The organism is Emticicia sp. 17c (assembly GCF_037153985.1).
GTDB lineage: Bacteria > Bacteroidota > Bacteroidia > Cytophagales > Spirosomataceae > Emticicia.
Genome location: NZ_JBBAYI010000010.1, coordinates 1 through 25,842, shown reverse-complemented (window position 1 = coordinate 25,842; position 25,842 = coordinate 1). Strand labels below are relative to the sequence as shown.

25 protein-coding genes and 1 tRNA gene are annotated in these 25,842 nt (G+C 36.8%); 8 read left to right on the top strand and 18 right to left on the bottom strand.

Annotated features, from left to right (window positions below):
* Positions 1-178: 178 nt before the first annotated feature.
* Positions 179-586 carry a methylmalonyl-CoA epimerase gene (gene mce / locus WAA15_RS18175; protein ID WP_337044250.1) on the top strand — a complete coding sequence of 136 codons (408 nt, stop codon included), beginning with the start codon at positions 179-181 and terminating at the stop codon, positions 584-586.
* 81 nt (positions 587-667) lie between these two features.
* On the opposite strand, the gene pheT is transcribed toward mce, so the two are convergent.
* A complete protein-coding gene (gene pheT / locus WAA15_RS18170; RefSeq protein ID WP_337044249.1) occupies positions 668-3,100 on the bottom strand; it encodes a phenylalanine--tRNA ligase subunit beta in 2,433 nt (810 codons plus the stop codon).
* Positions 3,101-3,591: 491 nt separating this feature from the next.
* Between pheT and WAA15_RS18165 the strand changes: the two genes are divergently transcribed.
* Positions 3,592-4,761, top strand: coding sequence for a WG repeat-containing protein (locus tag WAA15_RS18165; RefSeq protein ID WP_337044248.1), 1,170 nt, complete (start codon positions 3,592-3,594; stop codon positions 4,759-4,761).
* 135 nt (positions 4,762-4,896) lie between these two features.
* Here the strand turns inward: WAA15_RS18165 and WAA15_RS18160 are convergent, their stop codons facing one another.
* Positions 4,897-5,088, bottom strand: coding sequence for a hypothetical protein (locus WAA15_RS18160; protein WP_337044247.1), 192 nt, complete (start codon positions 5,086-5,088; stop codon positions 4,897-4,899).
* 320 nt (positions 5,089-5,408) lie between these two features.
* Here WAA15_RS18160 and WAA15_RS18155 point away from each other — a divergent pair, with 320 nt between their 5' ends.
* Positions 5,409-5,564: a hypothetical protein gene (locus WAA15_RS18155; RefSeq protein ID WP_337044246.1), complete on the top strand. Its 156-nt coding sequence runs from the start codon at positions 5,409-5,411 to the stop codon at positions 5,562-5,564.
* Between the two features lie 58 nt (positions 5,565-5,622).
* Complete coding sequence (locus WAA15_RS18150; protein WP_337044245.1) at positions 5,623-6,546, top strand: sugar phosphate isomerase/epimerase family protein; 924 nt, start codon at positions 5,623-5,625, stop codon at positions 6,544-6,546.
* Positions 6,547-6,548: 2 nt separating this feature from the next.
* Here the strand turns inward: WAA15_RS18150 and WAA15_RS18145 are convergent, their stop codons facing one another.
* Positions 6,549-8,150: a GMC family oxidoreductase gene (locus WAA15_RS18145; RefSeq protein ID WP_337044244.1), complete on the bottom strand. Its 1,602-nt coding sequence runs from the start codon at positions 8,148-8,150 to the stop codon at positions 6,549-6,551.
* Positions 8,151-8,314: 164 nt separating this feature from the next.
* Positions 8,315-8,956, bottom strand: a complete 642-nt coding sequence (gene pdxH / locus WAA15_RS18140) for a pyridoxamine 5'-phosphate oxidase (protein ID WP_337044243.1) — start codon at positions 8,954-8,956, stop codon at positions 8,315-8,317.
* Positions 8,957-9,114: 158 nt separating this feature from the next.
* Here pdxH and WAA15_RS18135 point away from each other — a divergent pair, with 158 nt between their 5' ends.
* The 4 genes from WAA15_RS18135 (at position 9,115) to WAA15_RS18120 (ending at position 13,631) form a co-directional block, all read left to right on the top strand.
* On the top strand, positions 9,115-11,379 hold the full coding sequence (locus WAA15_RS18135) for a DUF349 domain-containing protein (protein WP_337044242.1): 2,265 nt from the start codon (positions 9,115-9,117) through the stop codon (positions 11,377-11,379).
* Between the two features lie 153 nt (positions 11,380-11,532).
* Positions 11,533-11,605 (top strand) — tRNA-Thr (locus WAA15_RS18130).
* Positions 11,606-11,813: 208 nt separating this feature from the next.
* On the top strand, positions 11,814-13,058 hold the full coding sequence (locus WAA15_RS18125) for a phage integrase SAM-like domain-containing protein (protein ID WP_337044241.1): 1,245 nt from the start codon (positions 11,814-11,816) through the stop codon (positions 13,056-13,058).
* Between the two features lie 54 nt (positions 13,059-13,112).
* Positions 13,113-13,631: a hypothetical protein gene (locus WAA15_RS18120; protein WP_337044240.1), complete on the top strand. Its 519-nt coding sequence runs from the start codon at positions 13,113-13,115 to the stop codon at positions 13,629-13,631.
* Between the two features lie 281 nt (positions 13,632-13,912).
* Here WAA15_RS18120 and WAA15_RS18115 read toward each other — a convergent pair whose 3' ends face one another.
* From WAA15_RS18115 to WAA15_RS18050, 14 genes are all read right to left on the bottom strand, one after another.
* On the bottom strand, positions 13,913-14,194 hold the full coding sequence (locus WAA15_RS18115) for a hypothetical protein (protein WP_337044239.1): 282 nt from the start codon (positions 14,192-14,194) through the stop codon (positions 13,913-13,915).
* A 1-nt stretch (position 14,195) separates the two neighbouring features.
* On the bottom strand, positions 14,196-14,801 hold the full coding sequence (locus WAA15_RS18110) for a hypothetical protein (RefSeq protein ID WP_337044238.1): 606 nt from the start codon (positions 14,799-14,801) through the stop codon (positions 14,196-14,198).
* 11 nt (positions 14,802-14,812) lie between these two features.
* Entirely contained in the window at positions 14,813-16,036 is a 1,224-nt protein-coding gene (locus WAA15_RS18105) for a hypothetical protein (RefSeq protein WP_337044237.1), read from the bottom strand.
* A gap of 2 nt (positions 16,037-16,038) precedes the next feature.
* On the bottom strand, positions 16,039-17,922 hold the full coding sequence (locus tag WAA15_RS18100; RefSeq protein ID WP_337044236.1) for a DUF4942 domain-containing protein: 1,884 nt from the start codon (positions 17,920-17,922) through the stop codon (positions 16,039-16,041).
* Positions 17,923-18,000: 78 nt separating this feature from the next.
* Positions 18,001-19,959 (bottom strand): transglutaminase-like domain-containing protein, encoded by a 1,959-nt coding sequence (locus tag WAA15_RS18095; RefSeq protein ID WP_337044235.1) that lies wholly within the window; start codon positions 19,957-19,959, stop codon positions 18,001-18,003.
* Complete coding sequence (locus WAA15_RS18090) at positions 19,956-20,291, bottom strand: hypothetical protein (protein WP_337044234.1); 336 nt, start codon at positions 20,289-20,291, stop codon at positions 19,956-19,958. Before WAA15_RS18090 ends, WAA15_RS18095 begins: the two co-directional genes overlap by 4 nt.
* The gene (locus WAA15_RS18085) at positions 20,291-20,911 is read right to left on the bottom strand and encodes a hypothetical protein (protein WP_337044233.1); all 621 of its coding nucleotides are present in this window, start codon (positions 20,909-20,911) and stop codon (positions 20,291-20,293) included. The genes WAA15_RS18090 and WAA15_RS18085 overlap by 1 nt, the downstream gene beginning before the upstream one ends.
* Entirely contained in the window at positions 20,904-21,707 is an 804-nt protein-coding gene (locus WAA15_RS18080; RefSeq protein ID WP_337044232.1) for a hypothetical protein, read from the bottom strand. The genes WAA15_RS18085 and WAA15_RS18080 overlap by 8 nt, the downstream gene beginning before the upstream one ends.
* Positions 21,704-22,300 carry a hypothetical protein gene (locus tag WAA15_RS18075; protein ID WP_337044231.1) on the bottom strand — a complete coding sequence of 199 codons (597 nt, stop codon included), beginning with the start codon at positions 22,298-22,300 and terminating at the stop codon, positions 21,704-21,706. The genes WAA15_RS18080 and WAA15_RS18075 overlap by 4 nt, the downstream gene beginning before the upstream one ends.
* Entirely contained in the window at positions 22,301-22,924 is a 624-nt protein-coding gene (locus WAA15_RS18070) for a hypothetical protein (RefSeq protein WP_337044230.1), read from the bottom strand. It abuts the gene before it with no gap.
* Between the two features lie 8 nt (positions 22,925-22,932).
* On the bottom strand, positions 22,933-24,891 hold the full coding sequence (locus WAA15_RS18065; protein ID WP_337044229.1) for a hypothetical protein: 1,959 nt from the start codon (positions 24,889-24,891) through the stop codon (positions 22,933-22,935).
* The gene (locus tag WAA15_RS18060) at positions 24,888-25,142 is read right to left on the bottom strand and encodes a hypothetical protein (RefSeq protein ID WP_337044228.1); all 255 of its coding nucleotides are present in this window, start codon (positions 25,140-25,142) and stop codon (positions 24,888-24,890) included. Before WAA15_RS18060 ends, WAA15_RS18065 begins: the two co-directional genes overlap by 4 nt.
* A 154-nt stretch (positions 25,143-25,296) precedes the next feature.
* Complete coding sequence (locus WAA15_RS18055) at positions 25,297-25,614, bottom strand: hypothetical protein (RefSeq protein WP_337044227.1); 318 nt, start codon at positions 25,612-25,614, stop codon at positions 25,297-25,299.
* Positions 25,532-25,842, bottom strand: a 311-nt coding sequence (locus WAA15_RS18050; protein WP_337044226.1) for a hypothetical protein, incomplete at its 5' end; no start/stop codon positions are given. The genes WAA15_RS18055 and WAA15_RS18050, both read right to left, overlap by 83 nt.

Here is a 25,842-nt window from a genome sequence, read left to right as displayed (position 1 = left end):
TATTTTTGCTTGATTCATTTTCTTTTCCTGAGCATTTATCAATGGGTCTTCTACCGAAATCATCATTTGCCACTATTGAAACAATAGATTTAGAGGTGTTGCCTGTTGAGTTTTAGTAAAGCACCTTACTTTATTTATAAAATAATATCTAATTTGGTGGCATTAAACTAACAAGTATATGCTTACAAACGTTGAACATATTGGCATTGCCGTAAAGGATATAACAGCCTCTAATGAATTATTCAGTAAACTACTGAATGTAGCGCCATACAAATCGGAACAAGTAGAGAGCGAAGGAGTAACAACTTCATTTTTTAAGGTAAATGCTACCAAAATTGAATTACTTGAGGCCACTAGCCCCGATAGTGCCATTGCTCGGTTTATTGAAAAGAAAGGCGAAGGAATACATCATATTGCGTTTGAGGTAGAGGATATTTACGCAGAAATGAAACGACTGGAAAGCGAAGGGTTTATTTTGTTAAACACAGAACCCAAAATAGGGGCCGACAACAAACTCGTGTGTTTCTTGCATCCTAAAAGCAGTAACGGCGTTTTGGTTGAGCTGTGTCAGGAAAGAAAGATTTAATGAACGATACACTATGCAAAAAACAAGGAGTTTCTTCAGATTTTGCCTGATGAAACTCCTTGTACTTTTATTTGTATAAAACTATTTTCTGATAATAGCACCTAACTCTTTTTCGTAAGAGGCTATTAATCTTTGCATAGTTTTGTCGATTGTTTCGTCGGTCAGTGTTTTTTCTTTATCAAGAAGAATATAACTCACTGAATATGATTTTTTACCCTCGCCCAGCTTTTCGCCTTCATATACATCAAACACATTTACTGCCTTTAACAGGTTTCGTTCTGTACGATACGCCAAAGCCTGAATCTGTTCAAAAGTAACTGTCGAATCAATAACAACTGATAAATCGCGGCGTACTTCTGGAAATTTCGGAATCTCTACATATTCTACTTTCTCTGAGTATTGTTTCAGTAGAAAATCCCAATCAAAATCAGCATAAAAAACGGCTTGCTTTACATCGGCCAGTTTGGCTAATTGTGGTTTTACTAAGCCGAGACTTACCAAAGGCTTTTTATTAAGCACATACGTAAGCCCATACTGAAATACTTCTGCGTTGGCATCCTGCGTATCAAACTTTGACACCTTCATGGCTTTCAATACTTTTTGTACAGCAAGTGCCAAATCATAAAAAGTAACCAGCGTGCTGGCTGCCGACCATGTTTCGTTTTGCTGGTTACCCGTAAGCCACAAAGCCAGATGTTTACTTTCTTTATATTTTTTCTCTTGGCCTTGTTCTTCTTTGGTAAAGTAAGCACGGCCAAATTCAAATAATTTCAGGTCTTTCTGGCGACGGTTCACGTTGTATGCAACCGACTCCATTCCTGTTAATAAAAGGCTTTGGCGCATGACTGACAACTCTTCGCTCAATGGGTTCAGCAAAGGCACCTCCCCTCCTTTTGCAATACTCTTAAGGGCTGCATTGTAAGCCGGCTTGGTAATAGAAAGCGTCTGAATTTCGTTGAATCCGTTCGCTGCCAGCAATTCAATTAACCTCATTTGTAGTTTGTCAGCATCTTTATCAGGGAAACTCGCCAGAAAATCGGCTTGCAAGTGTTCCGAAAGCTCGATATTATCAAAACCGTATATTCTTAGAATCTCTTCAATTACATCGGCTTCTCGTGTTACATCTACTCTATACGGAGGCACACTCACTTTCATTTCATACGCATCGTCGCTTATTACTTTTATATCAAGGCTTTCGAGAATACGATGAATGAGTTCATCTTCCAGATTTTTACCAATCAGGCGATTAATATTTTTATGCTTGACAATAATTTCGGCATTCGGGATAGGCGACGGATAATTATCAATTACGCCATCCAGTATTTCTCCTCCGGCCAATTCCTGAATCAATAAAGCCGCCAGCCTGATAGCATAAGGAGGCATATTAGGGTCTGTACCGCGTTCGTATCTGAAAGAAGCATCCGTTTTTAATCCGTGGAAAGTAGCCGTACGGCGCACCCACACAGGGCTGAAATAAGCTACTTCCAGAAATACTCTCGTGGTACTGGTCTTAATGCCTGATTTCTGCCCACCAAATACGCCAGCAATTGCCATTGGTTCTTCCAGATTACAAACCATCAGGTCGTTGCCCGAAAGGGTTCTTTCTGTGCCATCAAGCGTAATAAACTTTGTACCTTTTTCAGGTACACGCACAACAATTTTTTCACCCTTGATTTCGTCGGCATCAAAGGCGTGCATAGGCTGCCCTAAAGTATGACATATATAGTTAGTAATATCAACTATATTATTGATAGGGTTCAGACCTATTGCCTGCAAGGATTTTTTTAACCAGTCGGGCGATTCCTGAACTTTTACCCCTTGTATTTCCAGACCACAGAAACGTGGGCAGGCTTCGGTGTTTTCAAGAACTACCTCAAAAGAAGTTTTTTGGGTAGAAGGAGCAAATTTCTCAACCGAAGGCAAAGTAATTTCACGCCCCAGAACAGCCTTCAGGTCTCTTGCCACACCAAAATGAGAAGCAGCGTCGGCACGGTTAGGCGTAAGCCCTATTTCAATCTGGAAATCAGGCTCCAGACTAAAATATCTGGCGGCTGGTGTGCCGTTAGGCAAGTCGGTGTCTAAAACCAGAATTCCCTCGTGTGAGGTACCTATGCCAATTTCGTCTTCGGCACAAATCATGCCTTCAGACGGATGCCCGTATACTTTACGTTTTTCGATAACAAATGATTTTCCGTCGGCAAAATAAATGGTAGTGCCCAGCGTAGCCACAACCACTTTTTGCCCAGCTCGTACATTGGAAGCACCACAAACTATGCTTGAGGGGGTTTCGGCACCAATATCAACGGTTGTCAGGCTTAATTGTTTTTCTTTTACTGTAAAGGGCTCACAAGTAAGTACCTCTCCTATCACAAATCCTTTTAACCCACCTTTTACTGATTCTATCTCTTCAATGCCTTCTACTTCCAAACCTGTGCCGGTCAGCAATTTTCCGATTTCCTCTGGCGACTCCTTAATTTCTATCAGACTCTTTAACCAATTGTACGAAATTTTCATGCAAAAAATAATTCTTAGTGAACAGACCACACTTTGGGTGGGTCTTAAAAAACTTTCGCAAAGATAGAAATTTAAGCGTAAAAAGTATTTACAGATGAATAAAATCGCCTGTATTATGGTTAGTATACATCTTACAAAGTTCTAGCTCTATTTTCTGCATTGTTTCTTTTGTATTAGCCACACAAAATTAGCCTTGTGTTTAATGATGTTTATGACCTCAGACAACCAAAGGCTCAGGGCAAAAAAACATTTTGTATCCTTTTGATAAGTTTACTTTAGGTAAAAGTACCTTGGCATTTAGTTTGTACATAGTAAATCTGTGTAATACAGCCTGCTTTTTATCTCGTGCCATTCTATTGTTAAAAACGGAAAACAGAAAAATGTATCCGTTTGGTAAGATTATTCCCTAAATGCCCTACTTGGCATAAGTTTGGCAATAGGGTATTACGTTAGTATTCAGTGAATATCCAGAGATTAAACTCAATTATACAATGGCTTTGAGAACTTATAATAAATCTGCTAGAAACCTTTTTTTAGGCTTGTCTTTATTAGCTGCACAAGTTACATTCGGACAAACTGAAAAAAAATCTCTTCCTTCTGACGTTAGTTTTACTGACTTCCAGTCTGGCCTTGTAAGAGTTGAAAAAGATAACAAAGTAGGGTTCCTTGATAAACAAGGCAAGGAAGTAGCACCCATGCAATACGAAAACGCTTATGACATGAGCGAAGATATGGCGGCTATCCGTAAGGATGGGAAATGGGGTTACATGAACAAACAAGGTAAAGAAGTTATTCCATTTCAATACGATGAAGTACAAAATTTTTCGGGTTCGGTAGCCGCTGTTAAATTAGGTGAAAAATGGGGCTTTATTGATAAAAAAGGGAAAAAGAAAGTTGACTTCGATTATGACAAAGTGTTAAGTTTCAAAGAAAACCTGGCCTTTGTGAAAAAAGATGGAAAATGGGGTTTGATTGATTTAAAAAATAACTTCATAGTAAAACCTCAGTTTGATAAAGTTGAAAGTTTTTCAGAAGGGCTTGCTTGTGTTGCAGTAGCAGGTAAATACGGTTTTATTGATACAAAAGGCAAAGAAGTGATTCCGATGGTTTATAAAGGAGCCAAGAGTTTTGTTGAGGGAAGGGCCGCTGTAAAAAATGAAGCTAAAAAATGGGGTTACATCGATGCTAATAATACGATGCAGGTAGCAGCCTTGTACGACGAAGCCGATAATTTCTCAGAAGGACTGGCCGTAGTGCGTAATAAAGACAAATGGAAAGTAATTGGCAAAACAGGCGAAGATTTGGTAGCAAATACTTATGATTTTATTCAGGGTGTTTCAGAAGGGATGATTATTGTGTATGCCAACAAAAAATTTGGTGTAATCGACAAAACAGGTAAAGAAATTGTTCCTTTGAAATATGACAATATCTGGGGATATTCAGAAGGATATGCAAGAGCTATTAATAACGGTAAATATGGGTATTTGGATAAAAACGGTCAGGAGATAATTCCACTGATTTATGACGACGCTTACAATTTCTCAGAAGGAATGGCGCGTATCAGTCTTTTTGGTAGAAATGGTTTTATCAATAAAAACGGCCGAGAAGTATTTCCTGATAACCAATTTGGAAAAGGTATATTGTCAAGTATTGATGATTAAATTGAGTTTTAGGTTTTGTTTTAGTGAGCGAAGTATTTCTTAATGCTTCGCTTTTTTGTTTCTTTGCCGTCCGGCCCCCTTCTTTACTTGTTGCTCGATTTAACTCTTTCCTGTTATACCGCTGTTCTTATCTGATTAGCAAAATAGATTTTTTTCTCTTAAAAGTCTGTTTGCTTTTTTATTTTCTTTCTTGATTAACTTAATACTCTCTTTAGTTTTTACCACTTTTGTTTCTTCTTTAGAAGCTTGTTTGTTGGTATCATCATTGGCAAAAGCAGCAGTAGTTGATAAAACTGATACAAGAGCGATTGTGATAAACTTTTTCATGAGAGTAGAATTTTTAATTCAATTATTTTTCCTTTTTGTTTGATGCTACAAAGTTATATCAGCCAGACGAATTTGAATCTGATTTTCGACGAATTGCCAGAAATAAAGTTTTTTTGGAATAATTTTATAGATAAACGGCTTAAGAAAACAGACAAGTGGTAGCTTATTACAGATAAATGGATGATTATTTTCGGTAAGTGGTAAGATATACAGGTAAAGTGGTAGATTTTATCGGTAAATGGCAGAAAAAGGGGGCTAAATGGCACCAAATTCCGGTAAGTGGTAGAAAAACGAGCTAACATGGCAGGCTATTCCGATAAGTGGTAAAAAAAACAAGTACTTTGGTAATTTATGTGCTTAACTATGCCAATATTTATCAACACTTACACGCTACTTTCTGGGAGTATATGCCTCCGTTAAATAACTTGTATTTTCATGAGGCACGCATAAGTATTGCAGCTTTACTGATTTTATAAAGCAAAAGTTTTTACTAATTTCATGGCTGATTTTCATCTCTATCTCCTTAACAAAACTATGAACCGCAGAGATTTTTTAGGTGCCTCAACAGGTAGCGGCATTATGCTTAATGCTATTCAGACAGTTGCAGAAAAAAAACAGTTTAGTCCGAAGTCAAGCGCAGCGTTAAAATTAAAGGTACTAGCTACAAACTGGGGGTTTGCCGGAAATACCGACGCATTTTGTGCTGCGGCTAAAAAAGAAGGATATGATGGCATTGAAGTATGGTGGCCTAACGAAAAAAAAGACCAACAGGAGTTATTCACAGCCTTAGATAAACATCAGTTAGAAGTTGGCTTTTTATGCGGTGGTTATCAGAAAGACGCGAAAGAACACCTTGATACTTTCAAGAAAGCTCTTCATGCTGCCATCATGTCTGCGCATAAACCTCTTTATATTAATTGCCACAGCGGGCGCGATTACTTCACTTACGACCAAAACAAACTCTTTATTGATGCAACTACCGAAGCATCACAGAAAAGCGGCATTAAAGTATTACATGAAACCCACCGCGGCCGGATGCTTTTTGCAGCCCATATTGCTCATAATTTTATTGAGAAAAACCCATCATTACGGCTAACGCTGGACATCTCACATTGGTGCAATGTGCATGAGTCTTTGTTAGAAGACCAAACAGAAGCTGTGCAGGCAGCCTTGCAAAGAGTAGACCATATTCACTCAAGAATTGGGCATCAGGAAGGGCCGCAGGTAAACGACCCACGCGCACCTGAGTGGGAAAACGTAGTAAAAGCGCATCTGGCATGGTGGGACAAAGTGGCAGAATATAAGGTAAAAAGTGGCGATACCCTTACTATATTAACCGAATTTGGCCCACCTAATTATTTGCCCACACTGCCCTATACCAAACAACCTTTGGCCGACCAGTGGGGAATAAACGTATATATGATGCAATTATTGAGGAACAGGTATCTGAAACAATAAAGTCAGGCCAGTATCATATCTGCCCCTTTCTCTGCAATCATATAGACGGGGGCATTTGTATTGCCTGAAACAATTGTTGGCATAATTGAGGCATCAATTACACGCAAACCTTCAATATTTTTGACTCTTAGTTGTGCATCTACCACAGCCATACTATCATTACCCATTTTACAGGTACCTACCGGATGATACACCGTTTCGACCTGCTTTTTTATATGAAGAATAATGGCTTCGTCTGAACTCAGGTCAGGTGGAGTCAATAACGATTTTCTGTAAGGGTCAAACGGTTCCGACTGTATTACTTCTATTGCTTTTTTGGTTGCTTTTAAAAGTGTAATCAAGTCTTGCTCTTTCGACAAAAAATTAGGTTGAATCAATGGGGCATCTGTGGGGTCAGAGCTTTTCAGGGTAACATATCCCCTACTCTCGGGGCGCAAAAGCGTAGGTAAAATAATGAATCCGTCTGTAAGCGGAAAGGTATTAATATCATACATATTCACCGAGTAGTCGTTACCAATATGCAAAGAAGCATAATGAAACTGATAATTTACTCTGTCTGGGCTATCGTCGGTCATACCAAAAGCCGTAGCCTCGAGTGGGCCAATAGTTAAAACCCCTTTCTTACTAAATAAGTACTGCCCTAACGCCTTTAACTGGTTCCATTTGGTTAAGTGATGGTTTTGCCCTTCTTGCTGGTACGACAAAGCACTTACTCCCATAAACAGGTGGTCTTGCAGATTTTTACCTACTCCGGGCAAATGTTGCTTACAGGTTATATTTAATTGCTTAAGTTCATCTTTATCGCCAATACCTGAGAGCATCAGCAATTGTGGTGACTGAAACGACCCTGCTGAGAGAATTACTTCTTTACTGGCTTTTATTTGTTGGGCCGTATTTTTACCCGTTAGTACCTCTACTCCTACGGCCTTATCTTTTTCAATTAATAGTTGCTTAACCAATGTGTGTGTCAACACTTTTAGGTTTGGTCTTTTTAAAGCTGGTTTCAAAAAAGCCGTAGCTGCGCTATGCCTTTTGGCATCTTTAATAGTAAATTGTAACAATGAAACACCCTCTTGTTGCGCTCCATTATAATCCTGATTATCGGCGAATCCGTTCTTGATGCAGGCTTTCACGAAGGCATCAGAAAAAGGTGTTTTAAAATGCTTGGCAAACGTAACATTCAGTAAACCTTTTTGACCGTGAAACTCATTATGAATCTGCTCATTATACTCTGACTTTTTGAAATAAGGTAAAATATCCTGATAAGCCCAGCCATCATTTCCTGCTTTTGCCCAATCATTATAATCTTCTTTATTACCACGAACATAGGCCATGGCGTTAGTTGAGCTACTTCCTCCTAAAGTTTTACCTCTTGGCAGGTAAATCCGCCGGTTCAGAACATGTTCTTGAGGTTCAGTAAAAAAACCCCAGTCAACCTCACTTCTGTGTAGTTTGGCGTATCCGGCCGGAATATGGATTTCCATTTTTTTATCTGGCCCGCCTGCTTCTATCAGCAATACCTGATTGGCCGGATTTTCTGATAAGCGGTTAGCAAGAACGCAGCCCGCCGAGCCAGCACCAATTATGATGTAGTCGTAAGTCATTGGGTTAAATATGTTTAGGTATTTTTTCAGGGAACAGCTAACCAAAGCAGCAATTTGTACTCCAATAAAAATCACTACTGGTGTTAGCTGTTTTCTTCCACTAATATCATCTAAATTATACTGACAAACAAACCATTTTTTACATTACAATTAATTGCAGATAATTACGGACTCAGGCGTTCTATCTTCCATGTATTGCCGTTTTTTGTAAACAGGATACGGTCATGTAAACGGCTTGGTCTTCCCTGCCAGAACTCAACTTTTTCAGGTATAAGTCTGTACCCTCCCCAGTAAGGTGGCCGAGGGATAGTTTTATCAGCATAATATTTTTCAAGCTCTTGCTGTCTGTTTTCAAGCTCGGCCTTACTAATAACACTCGACTGCCTCGAAACCCATGCTCCTATCTGGCTACCTCTTGGCCTTACCTGAAAGTATTCATCCGATTCTTCGGAAGAAGTTTTTACAATTTCCCCTTCAATTCTTACTTGCCGTTCTAAATCACCCCAGAAGAAGGTCAGAGAAGCAAAGGGGACTTCTGCTATTTGTTTGCCTTTATTACTTTCATAATTAGTATAAAAAACAAAACCATTTTCGTCAAATCCTTTCAATAATACAATTCTGCCATGTGGCTTTCCGTTAGATATAGTAGCCAGGTGCATAGCATTAGGCTCAAGAATCTGAGCCTCAAGGGCCTCGTTAAACCACTTTTCAAATTGTTTAAAAGGATTTTCTGAAACATTTTCTTCAACTAATTCGTTGAGTAAATAATTAAGCCGGAGCGATGCCAGGTCTGTTTTTTTATTCATTTTTTGCAACGTTTTAGGTCTTTTTTACGTATATTATTATATAGAACGTTATTATATTTCAAAACCTTAGTGGATTGAATGCCAAATGTATTTGTATATTTATTACATTTGCAAATCTAATGAAAACATCCACGATACGCGAACAGTAATATTGACAAATGACGAATAAAGAATTAGATTTTATTGAACCCGTTACCGATGCTGCGAAAGCGAAGGATTCGTCTGTACCTGAAGCAGAGGCTTTGGCCAATACTAAAGTAGACTCTAAAGAAATTATGAACGAACTGAATGATTCCTCGGCTGATGAAATCACACAAGATGTGAAGGATGAAGCAACTGTTACTGAAAGTAGCGTAGAAACCTCTGATGCTGCCGCATCGGAACAACCCGAAGCTGTTACGACTGAAAATGAAACTTCGAAGACTGATTCGGAGGCTCCGGTTGAGGCTGTTACCGTTAGTACAGAGCCTGTTGCGGAAGAAACGCAAGCAGTACTAGGTGCAGACGAAAGCCCACTGGAAGAAATTGTCGTGAGCTCAGACCCAACTGTTATGGTTGAAGTTTCGCCTAAGCCTATTGAAACAACTGAAGTAGCAGAGGAAGATTTACCTCAATCGTTTGACCTTATTGATGAAGACCCACACGCACCAGCAGGTGATGTTGATTATAGCAACTTCTCGAAAAAGGATTTCGTCGATTTAGGAGAAAAATTACTGGCATCTATCAAAGCTGAGGGTGTAAGTGTATCAGATGTAAAAAATGCCGATAACGTTATGCGCGAAATCAAACCTTTGTTTGATGACCTGAGAACGCGTGAAAAAGCAGAGGCACTAAAAAAATATATTGCAGAAAACGGTAATAATGAAGGTTTTGAATTCAAGAACGATAATTACGTATTACGTTTTGAATCATTGAATGCCCAAATCCGTGATGCAAAAAATAGTTTCTTCCAGAAAATAGAACGCCAGAAAGAAGATTATTTCGAGCGTAAAACTAATCTGTTACAACGCCTGCGCGAAGTGGTAGAGTCTGAAGAGCAAGGAGGTTCAAAAAACAACTGGCAGGAGTTTAAAAAAATACAGGAAGACTGGAAAGCGGCAGGGAATGTAAATTCTCCACACAACACTTCGTTGTGGTCGGCTTATAATGCTTTGGTTGACCGTTATTTCAGTATCCGTCATATCCAGAATGAACTGAAAGACCTTGACCGTAAGAAAAATCTTACTGCCAAAACCGAAATAGTAGAACGTATTGAGGCTATTGCCAAAACTTTAGAGGATAGCGCCTTAAGTAATTCGACTTTACGCCAAGCTAACGATTTACTGGAAGAATATAAACACATTGGCCCTGCTCAGCGTGAAGCACAGGAAGAACTGTGGAAACGCCTGAAAACAGCCTTTGATATTATTCATAATAAACGTCGCGAACAATCGTCACAGGCCAATCAGTTACAGGAAGAAATTTTCAACGCCAAATCTCGTTTGGTTGAGAACCTGAAACCTTATATTACATTTAATACCGATAGTATTAATGAGTGGAACGCCAAAACTAAAGAAGTTCTGGCTGTTCAGGATCAATGGAATAACATTAAAGGGGCTATGCCTAAAGATAAAGGCAAAGAAATAAGCCGCGAGTTCTGGTCTTTACTAAAAACTTTTTTCCGAAACAAAGGCGAGTTTTTCAACAAACTTGAAGCAGAAAGAGAAAGTAATTTAAAAGCTAAAACTTCTCTGTGTGAACAAGTAGAGGTTTTATTAGAATCAGGTGATTTCTCTCCGGCTAATACTGATAAAGTAGTTGAGCTACAAAAAACATGGAAAACCATTGGCCATGTTCCTGAGAAATACAAAGATAAAATCTATGACCGTTTCAAAAAGGCTTGTGATGCCTTCTTTAATGGCAAAAGAGCCAAAGGAAACGAGGTTGAGAAAGAATACGAAGCTAATCTGAAACAAAAAGTTGCTCTTTGCGAAGAAATTGAAAATGCAGCCAAAGCAGGTGAAGCAGACCTTAGTAAATTACCAAGCTTTAAGGCACGTTACAATGAAATAGGTTTTGTTCCGCGCAAAGAAATGCAATCGATACAACGCCGTTTTGTTGATGCCATTAATACGTATGTAAAAGCTAGCTCAGGTGTGAGTGGTTCAGAGAAAGAAAAAATGCTTTTACAGAATGAAGTTGATGTAACGCTGAAAAACGACAAAGGCAACTCGAAAGAATTAGATAAAAAAGAGAATGATATTCGTCGTAAGATGAAAAAACTTGAAGACGATATTAGCCTATGGCAAAACAATATTGAGTTTTTTGCTCGCTCTAAAAACGCGAACGCTGTTCGTGCTGAATATGAAATAAAGATTCAGGGTGCTGAAAAAGAATTAGCAGAGCTTAAACAAAAACTTAAAATTATTGTAGCAGCAAATTAAAAGAATAATTTCTTAACTGGTTGTTCTTCAACCAGTTAAGAAATTATTTAAAATTTTTTCAAAAAAACACTTGCGTGATATATCTGAAAACCTTAATTTTGCACCACGATTTCAGAACAACGGAACACACGAAGTTTTGAAATTAAAATAAAAGCCTCCATAGCTCAGCTGATAGAGCAACTGACTTGTAATCAGTAGGTCGCTGGTTTGATCCCGGCTGGGGGCTCTAAATTGAAAACACATTTAAGTGTATAACGTGAAAGCAAGATTCAAAATCTTGCTTTTTTGTTTTTTTAGGGCCTTTCATTCTTCTTCTACCCTAAAAAAACTATTTGATAAAATCTCTCAAATAGTAACCCATTTTTTTAGAAAGTAGCCCACTTTTTGACAGCTATTAGTTCTAACTAAAACGCTGTTATTAAAATGAAAAAAAAATGTCAATCCCTTCAATTAAATTTCGTCCTCGTACAATTTCTAATCAAAAACCTATTTTACAATGCTACATTAGTCTGTATGGGCAGAAAGCCCCAAAATTTTCAACTGGTGTAAGAATCACCGATGGCCTTCGATGGTTGCAGAAGGCACAATATATTGAACATACAAAAGAAGATTACAAAGAATTAGCACAGTCAAAAAATGCCATTCTAATTCAGATTACTACAACTATTAACAATTGTTTTACTTCACTGAATGCACTTGGAAAACTAATTACAGCCCAAACCTTAAAAGCTGAGTTTGAACGTGTATGGAATAAGGGTTTGGATAAACCAATCATACCCACTCTATTAAAGAATTTCGATTTATATGTCAAGTCTAAAATTGATGAAGACTTAGCAGTAAAGACAATAGCTAAGTACTATAAAACTAGAGACCATTTAGTGAGTTTTATTAGGACAAAATCTAGGAAAGATTTTCTGCTAAATGAAATAACTCCATATTTTGGATTTCAATTTTTTGAATTCATCAAATCTCTGGATAATGTACAGAAGAAAGATAAAAAAATAGGGGCTAGTACAGCAAAACGTTATCTGTTGTATGTAATAGGAAGTATGGAATATGCTTTTGCTAAAGGGCTTATTGATACTAATCCTTTATCAGAGGTTGACCCAAAAGTAAAAAACAATAAGTCAAACAAAACTATTGTTACGGAGAAACAACAATTAGAAATTTATCGGTTAGAGAACCTTACACTTACTGAAAGATTCGTAGCGGATATTACTACTTTTCTATTCTACACTGCATTTGATTTTTGTGATTTATATGATTTTGAGCAGAATAAACATATTATTGAAATTGATGGTGTTAAGGTTGTTCAGAAAATAAGATTCAAGATGAAGAAATCAGAAGAACCTGAAATTGTTACTATACCTATAAATAACATTTTGCATGAGATATTATTTGTAAAATATCCAAAATATTTCCCAATATACTCTTATAATACAGTATTAAGGGTCTATAAGAATCTTTGTAGTCGAATTGGAGTCAAGGATTACAAACGAATGAGTTTGAAACAGATAAGAAAATCTGGTGGGTCCTATTACATAAATAATGGTGTAGACTTAAAGATAGTTTCTTCTAAAGTTTTTGGGCACACCCAGCAAAGTATTACTGAGCTAAAATATTCAGTTATTGAAGATAGTACAATGATTAGACAATCTGAGCATTTATTGAAGCGATAATAACGAACAATTATTTTACATTTGTATCTAATTATTAATTTTAAAAACTGTGATATGAAAAAAATATTAATTTGCTTAATTGCAGCTGCTTTTACGAGTTCATGCACTAGATATATTCCATTTACAGAAGACTTAAGACAAAGTCTTCAAGAAAATGGAGTAGATATTAAAAAGATTCAATTCTATTCTGACAAAAACTTTTTGTTGAAGAGAAATGCAAAAACAAATACAAATGGATTAGAGCAAGGAAGTATTTCAAGAAATAGCACTTACATACGAGAGACTATTTCTTTCAAATCAATTGCTGGTTCAAAACTTGCCGGAATTTGCACTAGTACTGAGCAAGGTACAATAGCGATACAATTTGAGGAAGGAGATGCTGAAAAGAAAAAAATAATGTTTTACCGCCAGCATTATGGTGAATATAAATTTGAAGGTCAAATAAAAATAGTATACGATGACCACGCCTATGATATAGTTGAGGGAAAGGATGCAAGACTACTAGTTTCAGCCAATGAAACTAAGGATTATATAAAATCAAAACGTAAAGTTAGGGGTTTAAGAGTTGATTAATTAAAAAAGGGGCCTTGCCCCTTTTTTAATGTACAGCTCTCAACGCCGTAAATTGCGTGTCTGCAGTTATCCATGGCCATTAACGCCATTCTTAAAGGAATCGATTGCTTTTTACTTTCCGGAAAATAACACCATAAATGGCGTTGCTCAAGCAAAGTGTGATATTATATTTATTTTCAGTATAGGCCAATTCACTGTGAGCTAACTGGTGTGAAAAAGTCCGGGTAATTCACAACAGTTAGTTCACGAAATGCGAAAATACCGGTTACAATTATTACCGGCTATTCACAATCGGGTATTAACTGAATATCAATTTTAACTTTCCCTGATTGAAATTCAACTCTTTCTTTTACCAAGTTACCTAATGCAGCAACATAGTTGTTAGTTTTAGGAGTAATTAGCAATTCACACTCGACCTCACCATCTTTGTTGAAGATGTATGCTTTGTATTTCTTGCCTTGATGTGGCTCGGCCATCTTTTTAACAGCAAATTTTATCGTGTGTTTGCCAATTTCCTTGGCAACCTCTCTATTAAACCCTTTTATAAACTCAAAAATTGACACCTTATTTTTTCTTTATAGTTGTAGAACGATATAAAATACCTAAACGCCTTGCAATTACCTTAAAATCTGTTGTATCACCATTTAAAAGAAAGGAATAAAACTTTTTCTTTTCTTTTAAAATTTTAATTGCATCTGAAGTACTACCTAAGCCAACTCGAGTATTTAGGCCTTTACTTTGTAGATAAGCCTTTACTTCATCACCTAGCTTATTTTTAAATTTTGCATTTGATATTACTAAGAGTCGAAGGGTTTCCACTTCTTTTCTTAATTCATCCAGCTTTTGCTGTTCCGTTTTTTTAGGAGTTTTTTTGTGTTTAACCGCTAAAGGAACTACCATCTTTTTGGGAGGCCCTATTGCAGTTTTTTTAGTAGTTTTTGTAACGACTTTTTTTTCAATCCCCCCCGGCTTGTTGGCAATATTATTAATTATTTCAATGTGTCTCAACAAGACAGGCTTAACATCAAAATCAGAAGCCCATTCATCCCAATACATAAAGTTACCTGAACCATCTTTCATGGTCTGAAAAACTTCTTTCTGAATAGGTGGTAATTTATTCCAGTCAAAATTTTGAATTTGCAGCGGATAGTTTGCAATTGTGAGTTTCATAATATTGCGATTTAAAATTTAAGACTTAATAATTTCAGTTTGGCTTTTGCCATCAACATCTTGTTAGGTGTTTCAACAAATCTTTTGGTAATTTTTTCATATCTGCTTTGGCTAAATGCTGCATACCAGAGCTTGTTGAAACTACCCCATTTGAAGCCATTTTCTTTTAGAAACGTACGATCTTCCTGAGATGGAATACCGTCGAATTTTACTTCAATGCCATTCTGTTTTTCGTTCAGGGCAACTTCCACGGTCTTACTTGAAACTGGTAATTGCTTCGGTTCTTTCACTATATCACTCACAGGAGTTTTAGCAGCACTAACCTTTTCCGATTTAGAGGTTTTTGGCTTGTTTTTCGCTTCTGTTTCAGTTTTGAACCAATGTGACCAACGGCCATTAAAATGCTGAATTGTACCCTGAAACCTATTATCGAAGTACCTTTCTTTTTGATAGGGCTTACCATCCACATAAACTACGTAGATTGGTTTATTTCGCTTACCCTTGAAGTACCTTTCATTGTCTGCCTTTTCTGATTCAAGCAGTTGTTTTTCTTTTTCTTTATCGGTTATTTCCTTCAATGAGTATATATCGTATGTATTTCCAAATCTTGCTTCTCCATTAGGGGCCTTCATGATAATGCCTAATTCTTCGGTTTCTTTTCCGCCACGCCAATTGACCTTAAAAAGCACTACATCACCATATTTAAAGACAATATTCTTTACTTGTACAGCTTTGGAAACTTTGCGTTTTTCTTCATGGGTTTTGTATCGTTGTTTTCTTTCCTCTATTTCCCTAGCAGCTTCACTATCTGGTAGGTATAATACAAAATGACTATCATTATCAAAATTGGTATGACCATAGAAATTTACATCAAAATAATCTACCTGAGCATCGGAGTTATCACGGTTGTAGGATTGCAAAATACTTTCACATTCACTCTTTACAGCCTGTGCATCTGCCGTCAAATAATCATTTCTCTTAGAGAAATGATTTGAACGCCAATCATCCCAACCACCACCAGAATTAATATGCTTTTGAAACTCTTTTGTATAAGGATTAAACCCAATATCTTTAATTTCAACATCAACAGATGACCCACCCGAAAAGGTTTTACTAATTACTGATACAATCATATAGGGGTATTTTTTCTGTATCTCGGATTTTACAAGTTTTGCTATTTCTGAGGAAGACAATTTAGAATTATACTTCGCTCCTCTGAATTTATCTTCTGCCATGATTACATTTTGCGTTTAAGTCTCATTAATTGATTTTTATAAGGTTTTATTTGTGGTATTCCACTTAACCCTGATTTACTGAAATACTGCTTAATGGTTTGGAATTTATTGGCCGTATAATAGGAATACCAAAGCTGACGGGAAGCCATGTAATTAAAATCCTCTGATTCCAGAAAATCTTTGATTGATTCATCAGGAGCCGTTTTAAACTTCAACTCAATTGATTTGTTTCTGGTATTGTGCAGAATATCTACTTCAATCTTTAGATTAGTCGGATTTGCTTTAGAACCTTGCTTAGATTGATAAGTAGTTTTCTTTTCGGTTTTAGCTTTCTCTCTCTCAGCCTGAGTATAATTTTTAGGTTGGTAACTCTCTCTAAATTCTGAGGGAATAACGTAACCTTTTATCCTAGCTACTTCACGATTAAAAATAGCCCAGACGTTGGGGTCGATAAAAGTCAAATGAATAGTACCTTTTTGAAAGGCTCTGAACTCAAAGAAGCCCCATTGGTAGACGGTGTTAAACGCTAATAATTCTTTTTTATAACCATAAGATGATTGATTCAATAAGTCATGCTTGGTTCGAGCAGCAGTAAATTCTACTAGATAACCAGTTTTGGGAGAAACAAAAGTTTCGGTATTTTTAACGTATGGTGTTTGAGTAACCCTGTCGTCAAGTGAACCTATTTGGTCGTAATCGATACCTGTAAGAAAACACAATACTTTCGTAAAATCCGTTAATTTATCAAGGTTACCACTCCAATTAGTAGATACTTCGCCTTGCCATCCCTTTTTAAAAACGCTAGGAATAATCATCTTCCGGTTCAGCAAATAATTAGAATTAGTTTTCCAACCTTTCAACTGATATTGATTTTCCTTATCGTATTGGGTAAATTTATCAAATACTTCGATTATGGCCTTATCCATTCTACTTGAACGAGTACCGACCAGAATTTCTAGCATTTTGTAAATATTTCGGACTGTAAAGGGGATTTTCTGTTGTTTTTCAATAAAAGAGTTTATATCCGCTTTGGTCTGAGTAGTCAAGTACTTTTCCATTTTCATTAATGAAAAAATATACTTCCATGCAGCCTTTTGTAGTTCTATTTTAAAATCTTCTCTTTTCTTTTCCCTTTCTCCAATTTTTAGTGTAAAAACTAAGTTTGTATCATATTTCAGATAATTACTAAACTTGCTTATCAGTTTGTCCATCTGAACGCCCGTAGATAAGGCTGAATCATACAGTTTTACTGCCCCTACATATCTACTGACACAATCCTGAATTTCGTCATACCTGATAACCCCTTCATTCGGCGAGTAATCAGCATCATCGGTTAAATCAAAATATCCTTCAAATTCATCTTCGGTGTTGCCTTTGGGTTTGGTAATATTTATCAGACCGATATCTACATTAGTAATTCGTTGTGCATTTTTAAAAACACTCCCTAAGTTCTCAGAATAGCCAAATCTTTCGATGATTGATTTTAACGTTTTGCGGTAGGAAGTATAAGTATTATTTAAAGTTTGCCAATTACATAAGGCTATCAATTGACAACCTTGCGGCATAATTTCAAAAGCGTGCTGAATATGTTTCTCATCTGCCGAGAATGGCGGATTCATTACGATCAGGTCGACGGCTGAAATTTCTTCTGCTGTTACTTTCAGGAAATCAGCCTTAAGGAATGTACTTTTTGTTGATAGAAGTTTAGCAAACTCAGGTTCAATCTCACAGGTATAAATTTTCCTAGCACCATGTTGATTCAGATAATCAACAATGTTTCCATTCCCTGCCGATGGTTCAAAGCAGATTTTATTTTTTATTGCTACATTATTCAACATGTAAGCAATAATTTCTGGTGGAGTTGGATAAAAATCTTTATTGAACATTTCCGTAATCGGTTGTGAAAAATATCATTTTAATTATAGGCGACAATTCACGTCATTTATGAAGTTACTCCAGTGTTTTCAGAACTTCAAAGAGAGAAGTTTCAACTTTGCTTTAGCCTTTACAAAAGCGTAGTTACTTATTTGGCCCTTTCCTGATTGATTTAATTTAACCTGAAAGATGAGTTCTATTGCCTTATTTTTATTCAACCCGAAGCGTGCAGGAGAAACCAAGTCAGCAGGTTGGTCGGTGATGGCGTTCTGATATTTTTCAAAGTATTCTACAATTTCCCTTTGTGTCTGGGAAGTAGTAAATATTTCAACTAACCGACGTTCAAAATCAGAGAATTGTTCTTTAGGCGAACCGCCAAACATAGAAGTTTGCTTTTCCCAAGCTATTATGCGACTTGTTCCAGAGCTAAGGAAATCACGTGTTGCCAAAATAGCTTTACTGACTTCTTTTCTGATACTTTTTTCGTCCGATGCCCTGAGCAAATAAGGAGTTGCTTTCACAATTGCATTCTGTATTTTAACTGGAAGTTGTGCAAATATCTCAGGTGTATTAGTATCTGAACCTTTGAAAATGAGTGTCAAAAGAATATCACTTACGTATTGTACCCCACGAGCATTAATTACACCATTACGCTCAAACTCTTCTAACTGGTCTGTGCGAATGGCCCCTAACTTAATTAATTGAGTTAGTAAGTTTGTGCTTCTGATTATTTCGCCCAAACTATCATCCGGGTTGCTTTGAGCAAAAACATTATCTAAAACACGTGAAAGTTTTTGTTCATTAATCAGGTTCACACGGCTTTTAATTTCGTTGGTTTTGGTTGATAAAGCTTCTAAATCGGATTGTTTATACTGGCCTAATTTAATCGCTTCAATGTCGGAAACACTTATTACCCTTACTAATACAGGATCGTATATAACTATATCCTTTTGTCCGAAACTACTTGATTCAAGCAGTATCCGGTTGTGGCCTCTATTGCTGATTTTCTTCGGCAAACCAAAATTGTTTTTTTCCTCAATCAGATAATCAATGTAGCCTTTAGGGTCATTCTCAAAGTTATCCCAATAGTATTTCATTGTATAACCCCGGCCATTGCCTTGAATAGTTTCACCACGGGCATTAACAATTGGGGTACCTGTGTATGCTGTACTACCCTCGCTGATTTCAGCAGGCCGTAAGTTTTCGGCAATACGAACTGGCGTAGTGGCACCACTTTCGGAAAGACTTCGGTTTCTAGGTTGCGCTTCTGGTATAAAATGTAAAGGGTTTTCTATATTTCCTAAATGTGAAGGCTGCAATAAAGCTGCTGGAATAATGGCAAAATAACCATCCACCACCACATCAAAGCTGAATGATATTTTACAATCTTTACCTTTAATTATATCTTTTAACACTTCTTGTCTGCAATACTTATTTCCACCATCTACAAAGCATTTATTCTTACGTGCTTCTATCGGGTCAATACCTATCCGGCCTAAACCATTATTTCTATGGACACGCCACATTTCGTTATTGCACTTTTTGTATTTTGTGCATTTTGTACATTTTTCTGCCGTAGAAACTTTAAAATCTTTATGTTTCATAAAAGGTACTTCTTTGTTAAATTTCTTTGCCACAGGGTCGATAAAAATCAGTTTATTTTTATCTTTCACATAAACATAGATATGCTGCCAGTCCTGACCATAATCTACAATTCTGATATAGGGATTAAAACCTTTTTGTAGTAGAATCGTAGAAATTAATATTGCAAAATCCTCACAATCTATCCCTCTCTTTCTATCTTCCCATGATTTCATCGGACTTCTAATTAATTCTAGTCCGTTAGGATCAGGGGCATATCTAAAATTTTTACGACAGAAATTGTAAATATTTTCTGAAAGTTTTATAAGGCTCTGACCTTTTATATGCTTCAAAGCATTGTCTTGTTCAGACCATCTTGGTATTAGAAAATGTGCAATAAATTCAGCAGTTTGAGCTGTATCTTTTACAGGAATAGTAATAGATTCGCCTGTATTATACTTAGTCATATTTTAGCAGTTGACTTTGTTTCTTTCTTTTTTTTCTCTCCAAAAAGTAGATAAGCTATAAAGCCTACAAGGCCCAAACCAGCTACAACCAAAAGGCCTTGCAGGGCTTTCTGATTCGTTAATTGTTTGGTTTCTGTTTCTTTAAGCTCTATGGCTTTAGAGGCCAATGCAATTTTTTGCACATCTTTTTCTTCCTGAGCAATTGCTAGTTGTTGTTTTAGTTGCTCAGTTGTAATGTTTGCTATTTTGACATTATCTTTTGAGACAAAAATTTTCGCGATTGGGTCAGCAATGGCCCCTATTGCAGCGAGAATGCTTGATACGATTTCCATTACTTTTTCTTATTTTTTAGTTTTTTATAAATCCCAAAAGATATAAGTGAAACCACTGTTACAATGACTAATCCTAATAAAACATTTGTAGTGCTGCTTACTATTCCGGTATTTGATCCAGTTGTTTTCTTATCATTATTATTATTTACAAGGTCATCCAGATATTTCTGAAATTCCTTGTCATCAGTTGTTTTTTTATCAGCGTCTTTTTGTGTTTTTGAAATTGATTGCACATCGCCATCTTTTACATAAGCATTTGTGATAGTTTCAGTGTTTAGTTCTGGATTAAAACCTAAAAAACCATGTGTAAACCATTCATGATTCCAGTTGATATTATGGTACAATACCCCCTGAAATTCACGAGTTATTCCAGTGAAAGTTCCGAACGAAATATCTGGGTTATTGTAATCAGGCTTATCTAACCTATTTTTCACCTGATAATACTTAATCATTTCACCCTCGGTTGTGGATGCAGCTATATTATCAGAATAACCACCCATACTTATGGCACTTGCATAGAACCCACCATTTTGCACATCTTTCTGTATAGCAGGGATATAGATATTTGCATTTGCCCCTTCTTTTGGATACACAGGGTCACCTTTTTTATAATTAGCCATTTTTTTTACGTTTAACTGCCTTAGTTAAGGCCAATATTACCAATATACCCAAAACTGTATATAAAGCGACTTTTAAAATGTAGCTTCCTTCACTCGAAGTCAATGGTTGATTATCGGATAATTTTTTATACACAACCCTATTTAAACTTTTAAATCCTTGCCACCATTGCCCTGCTCTTTTAAATGAAAAATATCCACCTTCTGCAAGTTCATTAGGTTTGCTGATAACCCCCATTTGGTCATATTTACGGCCAGATATGGGCAACAAATCAGTATAATATTCAGGCCACACAAAATTAGTAACCATTATACCGTCTATTTCGTAAGCATTCGCCTGTACAGGGTCTGCAATTTCCATCAACAGGTCTTCGTTGACTACCCCATCATTATCGACATCAGTTTTTACTTGTCGGTCAATATATGGGTTTACTAGTTTCTCTATTATTTCATGGGAACAAGTTATTGTCCAGTTCGGACTATATTTTACGAGTCCGAATGGATTACCGGAAGCTGTACCAACTGCATAACCTTTTGCACCTGTTCCTACTATACTACCTGCTATATTGTCGATGAAGTGATACCCGTTTAAGCCTTGAGTATCCATTTCATCTACAATCCAAGTAAACCAAGTGCCTGAGGGGGCATCTGTTTCTAAAAAATAGTGATTAATTGTAGCTTCTACTCCATAGCGAGGGAATAAATGTAGGTTTACTTGCTTTTGAAAAGCATTAATGGCCCTTTGCATTTCTGTATAAGAAATACGACCCGTTAAATCAATTATACCTACATTTATCATTTTCGTATTTTTTTACCTGCTATATAAGCAATTACTGCAATTGCAATGCCTCCTATTAGAATCCATAATTTTGCACTATTGTCGGCTACCCATGTGATTACACCTACTTGCTGTGTAACTTCTGGCTTATCTGGATAATTATAATTAGGATTTGGTGTATAAGTCACATTGCTATAATCCCATTTAAAATATAGAGGAATGCGTTCAAAATTAATTGAGCCATCTGTATTAACAGAATCAATTGTAAGTATTTCTAAATACTGTATGCCATTGAGTTTATACATACCTCCTGTATAAAACCCTATTAAATCACCTTTAAACGCTGTATCAATTACCTTCAAACTGCCATTTTCTTGCAGTTCGTAGATTTTTGTAGTTTCCTCGGCTGTGAGAATATCACCTTTTTCAACTGTTTTAAAATATTTTATACCTTTTGCCATAGTTATTTTTTTTGCCGGAATTAACGCTGTCGGTGGCGTTGCTTCAGATAACTGGAAATCCGATTTAACTTTTGTGCGACAATGTGAAATATTGATTGTGAAAAAGCTGAGCTTCGTCACAATCGACATTTCACACCCTGGCATTAACGCCATTTATGGAGTTTTTTTCTTCGTTACTGCGAATATGATTCCACCTGTGATGATTATAACTACAACTGACCCTACCAATAGACCATTTTTTTGCAACCATGTTTGCTGTTGCTCAGGTGCTGGAGTATTATTATTGGTTGTAGTTGGGTAAGTAGAATCATTAGCAGTTGGGCCTGTATTGGTAGTTTTTGCGCCACCAAATATTGTTAGTACGCTTGACAATATATTTCCCAACTGTCCCCAAAATTTTCCACTATTACTTTCAGTAGTGTATCCAGACAAGTAATTGTAATCAGGATTTGCTTTGACGGCAATTGGAGCAGTGCTCAACACATAAAACTTTGGTCTTGAAAAATCAGGAGCTTGGCTTGTTAAAACCATATTTATTTGGACAAACTCAATATAATTTTGACTACCAATTTTAACGGTTTTTCCCGTAGCATATCCAATTCTATCACCCAGAATTGCTGTATCATAATTTTTAGTTTCGGAGTCACTTACTTTCTCGTAAATTAGGATACTTGCTTGTGCTTCGATTATATCGCCTTGTTCAAGGCTTTTTTTTGTTTTTACACCTAATGCCATATCATAAAATTTAAATTTTTTTTTTTTCTCAAGCAACACCATTCGTGTTGTTACACAGTACTTCCATTGGCATCCTTCCAACTCACACCTGACCACCAAATAGGTTTACCGAGATCTGTATCGAAGTACATGAAGCCTCTGGTCAGACCACTTAAAGAAGGGCGACTAGACGTGGGGCCAAATGAAATAGGTTGTAGAGCATACCAACCTAAATTTCCAGATGAGTTTGTCTTTAAGTATATTGTCCGGTCTAGGTTATTAATTGATGTATTTACGTAAAAATCTCCTTTGGGGGCAGTGTATAATCCATTGGGGTCACCGTCGGTACCTTCAATTTTGCGAATTGGAAAAGAAATCCGTCTGCCTGCTGGTAATGTTATAGAACGAGGTGAACTTGATTTAAAATCAACAAAATTAATATCGTCTAATAATGATACCAGTTTTATGCTTAGAGGTTTTGTTGTGCCTCCGTCAGGATTCAGTACCCGCCAAGAAATAAAATTAATGCCGGAGTAAGTTCCTGACTTCCCTGTTTCATCCTCTCCACCAATGACAAATTCGTTCACAATCTCAGTATCAAGAAGAGTTCTTCTATCAACTAATCCTTTTATGTTTATATTAGATATTTTATGTTGTGAACTTAAAGTGCGCATATAAATTGGGGTTACGCACTTTGCATTGTTTAATTGTATGTTGATGTCAATGTTCCTAATTTCTGCTGGACTATCAACGTAGTACCCACCAAAGCCTACAAGATATGATGCTCTTGGCACTGGAACGGTTATATCTGACCCATAGTCCTTCGCATTAATAGTTAGATTTTCACACCCGTACATAGTTGTGCCTATGTAATGATGAGCAACAAGGATACCTGTAATATCATAGTTTTTAAGCAGCAAATTGAAAGTACTGTTTTTGACACCAGTTGCATAGACACCTCTATGTACGCTTTCCGCACAAACATCGAAAACAGAATTATCACCGGACTTCCATAATGCTACTGGATATCCAATATCATGACCCTCAACTTTGATATTTGCCAATGTAAGATTGCCTTCATCTGCCTCAAAATTACCACTCCACACGCCGTATGCACAGCCTTGAGCTTTTATGTGAGCATTGATACTAGAGCAGCTATTTTGTAGTTTTAGCAGCACCCATCCTAAACGACTCTGAACCGCACTCATTTGCACAGTTCCTTTAAAGCTAATTTTTACATTTACATTTTTGCAATTATTTAGAGTGATTAAGCACCTTGTTATATCACCCCGTCTAACTTTTCCTGAAGAGTTTCCGCTTGGTACTCTTTGAAGCGTATATGTAAATGTATTAGGCGATGCTACTGTAATTGTTGTAGCTGCATTGTAAGCTAAATCGCTAAAATCTTTCATAGCGATTAAATCGCCTGTACTGTAACCATGTGCAATACTTGTCGTTATCGTTGCGATATTACCAGAAAAAGTTGCATCTGCCAGCAAATAATCTGTATAGTCAGTATTCAAGAATGTTGCATCATCATCCATTATAATACTGAAATTATCTTTATTGGAAATTGTACATTGTACACCTTGTCCAACTTTATATGTGCCAGATGGAAAAACAACTTTTTTCACTCCATTATTCACCATTGCCAGTGCGGTTTTCACCGGAATAGAATCATCAGAAATGCCGTCGGCTAAAGCACCAAACCATTTTGGATTGATGACACCATCAGTAAACTTGTGTTCATAGACAACTAAATCAGTTGTCACCAGTACAGTACCCCGATTATCTTCATTGGCTAGCCCGACACCTCTTTTTTTCCAATATGTACCCTCCTTTCCGTCATCGGTCAGGATATAGGCTTCGGCTTTGGGTGAATCAGCATTCAATGCCCTTAGCTCTGCTGTTGTGATTCTAGGTATAAGCGGAGTTAATTCATCAACCTCCACAATTCTTTTTAGGCCGGTATTTCTTCTAACAAACAATTGATCGCCTTGTTCTACTATTTGTTCTAATCCGAAACTCATATTGTTGCAGGTTTTTTGTAAGAGATAATAACTTCTCCAGTTACCTCAGTAAAGGCAATTGAAGCGTATGAAAGACCTTGTTGGTAAGGCTGGTCATCAAAAATACCTTCTTGATACTCTACCCCATTTACTTTTGCAGTTCCGTTGAGTATCTTCCAAGTGTACTGAATTGACCCACTCGGAATTACATACTCGTCCCCATCTTGTAGGTTTGCGTATGTTGTCGGCACATTTACAAGTACTGGATACAAATTGTTAGTTGTGTTCGTAATAGAAGTTGATGCGGTGTTCGACCCAGCAATTTGACTTGATGGTATCTCATCCTTTGTTTGTAAGAGTTTATAGATTAAATATCCTATTGACCCTATTAAGAATACGATGCCTATTTTCTTTTTCATTTTTGAGTTATTTACGGAATAAAGAAATATTTTCTACTACATTTAAGAATATTGAAACAATAGCTATTTTACGCCATCTTTTTTTGCGTTTTATTTCTTTATAGGCTATTGTTTTTAATAGCCTAGTTGAATCCTTGTACGCCTTTAACTGCACTTGCAACAAAAATCCTGATGCAAGGGCAGAATCCAGTCGCGCTTTGGTTTTGTTTGCTTTCCTGATTTCACTCATACCAATCTGGTAACTACTCTGTGCCAAAGTTCTGTTTGAACCTGCGATAAGCATCAGCATCAGGCTCATGACGGACGCTATCCATAATTTTTTCATGTGTCTCTAAGATTTGCTGGTTAATTTCTATTTTGTGTTGGTGGGTGGCTTCACAGGCGCGATGACCTCTGTGATAAAAAAACAGGCTCAGGATGGTACTGTATACCACAAAGGCCCCTAATAGCCACCATTCTTGTTTATTGTCTTTCATTTGATAGTTCTTAGTTATAGTGGCGTAAAGTAAAGTGCGGCTTCTTTTGCTCTTCGATTGGTCAATCCTGCTATGAC